2 protein-coding genes are annotated in these 1,927 nt (G+C 37.9%); both read left to right on the plus strand.

Features of this window, described 5'->3' with window-relative positions; genetic code table 11:
• Positions 1-851: 851 nt before the first annotated feature.
• Complete coding sequence (locus ABS916_RS12835; protein WP_048725651.1) at positions 852-1,229, plus strand: GntR family transcriptional regulator; 378 nt, start codon at positions 852-854, stop codon at positions 1,227-1,229.
• A complete protein-coding gene (locus tag ABS916_RS12840; protein WP_350452270.1) occupies positions 1,222-1,908 on the plus strand; it encodes an ATP-binding cassette domain-containing protein in 687 nt (228 codons plus the stop codon). Before ABS916_RS12835 ends, ABS916_RS12840 begins: the two co-directional genes overlap by 8 nt.
• Positions 1,909-1,927 lie beyond the last annotated feature (19 nt).

Consider the following 1,927-nt stretch of genomic DNA (forward strand, 5'->3'; position numbering starts at 1 on the left):
ATGTTGCCCCTCCTTTAAAATGCAAAATGTTATAAAAAAAACGCCCCCAATCCATCACTGGATCAAGGACGCCGAAACGTGTTCCCACCTTAATTCGTTATAAGTTCACACTTATAACCTCATTGACTAGTCTTTATCCGCTAGTCTGGCTATAACGGTGCCACCGGACTAAGTGTCATTTAAGCAAAGGCGTGTCTTCATAGGGGACATTGTCTGTTCACAGCAACCACAGACTTTCTGGAAATGTTGATCCTATCTCTTAATCTTTACTGTCTCTCACTTGATTATACTCATAATAAAATGTCCAAATTAAAAAGTCAAGTGAATCTTAATAATATTCTAATTTTAGGGTGAATAATTCTAAACCCTACGGCTTGGCTTTAAAATTTAGCCGTAGCCTCTAACAAAAATGAAGTGACTTTTTTATAATTTGCATTGAATAATTCTTTTTAATTTGCTGATTTTGGTTAAGTGTAAGCATTATTCTAGTAAAAATTAACAATGCTTTTCAACCATTTCCTTAAGTATGTTTTCTTTTCCCCGTGGACAGATGTCGTCGATGCTTTGTCAAAAAACTACTGCGATAGAACGTACGAGAATAATCTGCGTTAGTTGAATTTTTATACACGACTGCTCTCTTAAGTAGAGAATTGATTTGTATAGCAACACCCCTCCCTCAATATACATACGCTTGTCAATCTATCCCCTTTTTGCCAATAAAAATCATTAAATGATTTTTATAGAATCCTGCTATTGACACTTGAAGTGTATTAACCATATAATACAGATAAGAAAAGTGTATTAATTGACTAACACACTTTCGATAAAGCATTTTTGAAAGGAGGGTCTTCATGGTTGTGTTTGATAAGCAGGCGCCAATTTATGTGCAATTAGCCGACCATTATAAGGGGGAGATTGTTGCTAGCCGATTGATGGCTGGGGATAAGTTGCCCTCTCGTCGTGATATCGCCAAAACGTTCAAGATTAACCCTAATACGGTTCAGCGGGCGTTTAAATCATTAGAGGAAGAAGGGATTATTGTGTCAGAAGCCAATGTGCCAAGTCGAGTGACGGAAAACCAAATGATTATTCAACAATTAAAGCGTGATGCTTTGGAGCAGGCCATGGCGGTCTTCTATGATACGACCCAGGTCTTGAATATGGACCCGCATGAGATTACCACTTACATGACAGAATATTTCCAAAAACGAGGTGAACAAGATGATTGAGATTGAAAAGGTGAATAAATTTTACGGGGCGAAGAAAATTCTCGAGGATGTATCTTTCTCTATTAAACCAGGAGAAATTACGGCTTTAATTGGGGAGAATGGGTCTGGAAAAACGAGTTTGATGAATGGTTTGATGAAGTTAACCCCAGTCGCTTCTGGTCAGTTTTTAATTGATGGTAAACCGATCGATTTTAATGATTTTAACCGGATTTCTTACATTCCTGACACCATCCTCGTGGTGAAAGAGATGACTATTCAAGAAGCTTTGGATTATATGGCCATATACTATAGTACCTATGATCCAGTCTTAGCTAAAGACTTGGTAACTTTCTTCAATTTAAATCCTGATGAAAAGATCTCACACTTGTCTAAGGGGAATACGGCTAAGGTGAATTTACTGCTAGGTCTAACTTTAAACTCGGATTATCTCATCATGGATGAACCGTTTTCTGGGGTTGATATCTTTACTAGGGAAGAGATTGCCAATGTTTTCACCAGTAAGTTGATGGCTGGGCGTGGCGTCTTGATCTCAACCCATGAGATTAATGAGATTGAAACTTTGGTGGACCGGGTAGTCATGCTAAAAGACCGCCGGATTATTCAAGATTTCTATACGGAAGATTTACGTTTAGAAGAAGGCAAGTCGATTACCGATAAGATGTGGGAGGTGTATCGCTAATGACAAAATTACTGAATTT

The organism is Carnobacterium sp., assembly GCF_040274945.1.
Taxonomy (GTDB): Bacteria; Bacillota; Bacilli; order Lactobacillales; family Carnobacteriaceae; genus Carnobacterium_B.

Bases quoted from the DNA above. Each gene is read 5' to 3' on its own strand.
- ABS916_RS12835 (WP_048725651.1), top strand. From the start codon at position 852: ATGGTTGTGTTTGATAAGCAGGCGCCAATTTATGTGCAATTAGCCGAC.
- ABS916_RS12840 (WP_350452270.1), top strand. From the start codon at position 1,222: ATGATTGAGATTGAAAAGGTGAATAAATTTTACGGGGCGAAGAAAATT.